The organism is uncultured Campylobacter sp. (genome assembly GCF_937890585.1).
Lineage (GTDB): Bacteria > Campylobacterota > Campylobacteria > Campylobacterales > Campylobacteraceae > Campylobacter_A.
Map to the genome: position 1 here is coordinate 1 of NZ_CALACG010000001.1, position 3,196 is coordinate 3,196.

3 protein-coding genes are annotated in these 3,196 nt (G+C 34.9%); 1 reads left to right on the forward strand and 2 read right to left on the reverse strand.

The window, feature by feature from the left end:
* Nucleotides 1–158: 158 nt before the first annotated feature.
* Complete coding sequence (locus Q0296_RS00005) at nucleotides 159–923, forward strand: cell surface protein (protein ID WP_298035555.1); 765 nt, start codon at nucleotides 159–161, stop codon at nucleotides 921–923.
* Between the two features lie 35 nt (nucleotides 924–958).
* Here Q0296_RS00005 and Q0296_RS00010 read toward each other — a convergent pair whose 3' ends face one another.
* Both Q0296_RS00010 and Q0296_RS00015 read right to left on the reverse strand, forming a co-directional pair.
* On the reverse strand, nucleotides 959–2,005 hold the full coding sequence (locus Q0296_RS00010; RefSeq protein ID WP_298035553.1) for a Cj0814 family flagellar-dependent secreted protein: 1,047 nt from the start codon (nucleotides 2,003–2,005) through the stop codon (nucleotides 959–961).
* A 72-nt stretch (nucleotides 2,006–2,077) separates the two neighbouring features.
* Nucleotides 2,078–3,196 (reverse strand): Cj0814 family flagellar-dependent secreted protein (locus tag Q0296_RS00015; protein WP_298035554.1); only part of this gene is annotated, 1,119 nt, incomplete at its 5' end.

Sequence of the window (3,196 nt, forward strand, 5' to 3'; positions counted from 1 at the left end):
GCTTTTTGAAATTTAGTATGCCACCTTTAAATTTAGTAAAAGAGCTAAATGAAAATCCAACTGGAAAATACCTAGTAGATATGCTTGGTATAAAAAGAGATGTTGATATAAAGGCTTAAGGGGGAGATGAAATGTTTATTACTACTTATAACGGATCGATGCAATATAAAGAAATTTTAGATGACTACATAGCTCATGGCAATAAAAATTTATCCGCAGAAGATGAGAAAGCTAAAGTTGATGCTTATATGCAAGGACCATTTGGTGCTGGACTAGATAAGATAATCGGTATAGAGGAAGGAACGGAAGACTGGATAACAAAAACCATAGATAAAATAGATAATATGCTATCAAACAAATACTCTCTAGAAGAGCGAAGAGCTCTATACGGGAAATATCCAGAAACCATAGAAAAAGCGATAGATTGGGAGCTTCAAGGTTATATGGACTGGCTGAGGGATAACTCTGTTGATGGCAGGCCAACAATATCTGGAAAGGTGGCTGGTCTTGGCACAAAAGAAGAGGAGGCTGACCTAAGAGCCTTTATAGATAGCATGTCTTCTCTTTATCCAAATAATAACAAGGAGTCGCTTAGTCTTTTAGATAGAACCGACCTAAGCATAGATGAATTTAAAACTTTATTTGCCAAAGCAAGAGAGAAAGCAACAAAGGATGTTGAAGAACAAAGAAAGCAGATAATCAAAGAAGAACAAGAATACAATGCAAATTTTGCCAAAGAACAAAGTGAGAAGAAATTTAAACCTATGCAGGTTAAAAAGAAGTATGAGACCTATGATATAAATAAGGATCAGAAATTTCTCTATGCAAGAGAGCTTTTAAATTTCAAAGAAAAAAGAGGCATAGATGTCTTAGAGCTTATGCAAAAGATAGATAAGAAGCAAATTTTAAATAAGATGGCTTGATAGATTAAAGATAGCCACCTTTTAAATTTATATATTTAAACTTTTGTCTCGTTTTGAAGCTTTGTGGCATGAGCTAGCACACTATCTACTATCTCACCAGCACTTTTGCCATCTTTTGAAGTGAGCAAATTTCTCTTTAGTAGCTCTTCTAAGATAAATTTGATCATCTTCTCATTTTTCAAAAGCCTTGAGAGAGGCACTACATCATCAGCCAAGCTTTGCTCACTCATTAGCTTTGAGTAAGAGCTTGCTTCCACGCTAAGCTTCGTCTCGCCACTATCGCTAGCGATAGGACTAAAGCTTTTTAAAAATCCCACAAACACACCAGCACTGCTATAAGTATCATCTGATTGATATACCGACATGTCAGGGTTAAATGTATATTCATCACTGGCTTTTGCATCAAGATGCTCTTTGCTAAAATTTAGCTCATAGACCTCGTGGCTTACCCCAAGGCCTCTAAGTTCATCTCTAACGCTCTTTGCTTCACTAACTTGATCAAATGTTTTATATATATTTGTAACGGATATTAGGCTGACATCTTTTAAGAAATTTGCATTTTTACCAAAGGTTTTTTGGTTAGTATCCAAGCTAAAGCCTTTTGGTAAATTTGCTAGATCAGCTTCGCCATATCTATCTTTTTCATCGCCAACAATGCTTTTAAAAAGTTTATAGTAGTGCTTTGTGGTATCAGCTACGTCTATCTTTTCAAAGGCAGCCTTGCTTCTATCTTGTGTAAAAAGATATGTTTTGTTGTTGTATCTAACTATCTCATCAAGCGTGCTTTTGTGGATTTTAAAGTCATGTGGCAAGCCTGCTGCTTTGTTAAAATCAGCTCCCATAAAGCCTGCCTTATCTACTGTATAGCCGTAAGCTTGAAGATCACTGAAATTTAAAGAGATGAGGCTGTTTTGTGAAGAAGAAGTGGTATAAGTAAATTTAGCTGGTTCTTGATTTGGCTCGCTAATCTTTTCTTTGGTCTTTTCGTTAAAAATATCACTAAAATTTGCAGATCTATCTTGTTTGTGTTGTTGTTTTGTGTATGAATTTACATTTGTGCCTAAGATACTAATATCATTCATGGCTTGACCTCCTAGCTTCTTTTATAGTTTAAATCCAGTGATTAATGTTGAGCATGTATTACACACCCTTGCTTATGCTTTCAGTATACTTGTTTCATTATCAAATTCTCTTAGCTTGGTTGATAAAATGCTGCTTTGTATCATAACATCTTTATCTTTTGCATCAGTAAATTCTTGCAACAACATATCACTTGGATCTATAATGTGTTCTAGCGTGTAGTTTAGATTTTTTCTAATTTGCATCATTACGTCATAAGTAGAGATTTTACCCGAGATAAGATCAAAATAAGTTCCCATAGGCCTGGCAGTTTCTTTCATAGAGTTGTAAGTTAGATAAAGCGAATTATATCCTTCTTCTATGTATTGCTCTTTTATTTTAGTTGCTCCACCATCTAAAATTTCTCCGCCCTCACTCTTTAAAAATGCAACAAATAGTTGCCCTTTTGTATAACCATTTTCATTTTTATAGACAGACATATCTGGCTTAAAGCTATTAAACATTGTATCACCACCAGTATATTCTTCATCCATCATCTGCTGCATATCAAGTATTTTATAATCAACAATGACACTTGGAGATAGCTCTTTATACATATCGTAAATTCTATTTACATCGTCATCTGTTCTTAGTAAATTTAATACCTTTTCGTTGTTTCGATCCGTCAGCCAGTTTGTAGCTTCGCCCTTATCTGATGGTTTTAGCATATATTTATCATGATCGCTTAGTCCATCTTTTGACATATAACCCCTTGGAAGCTGAGCCAAATCCGCACTACTATAATACTCCTTGCCATCATTTACAACTCCAGCCGTTACTTGACTAAAGATATTATAATACTGCTTGATAGTATTGGCTATATCGATCTTTTCGAACATATTAGGCGCTGGGTTACCTTTGCCTTTAGTAAAAAAGTATGTCACTTTGTTATATTCTTGAGTGTTAAATTTGATCATTGCATCAAGTGTACTTTTATGGATTTTAAAGTCCTGTGGCAAGCCTGCTGCTTTGTTAAAATCAGCTCCCATAAACCCAGCCTTATCCACTGTGTAGCCGTAAGCTTGAAGATCACTGAAATTTAAAGAGATGAGGCTATTTTGTGAAGAAGAGACATAGTTAAATTTAGCTGGCTCTTGGCTTGGCTCGCTAATCTTTTCTTTGGTCTTTTCGTTAAAAATATCACTAAAATTTGC

Bases quoted from the DNA above. Each gene is read 5' to 3' on its own strand.
- Q0296_RS00005 (WP_298035555.1), top strand. From the start codon at position 159: ATGCAATATAAAGAAATTTTAGATGACTACATAGCTCATGGCAATAAA.
- Q0296_RS00010 (WP_298035553.1), bottom strand. From the start codon at position 2,005: ATGAATGATATTAGTATCTTAGGCACAAATGTAAATTCATACACAAAA.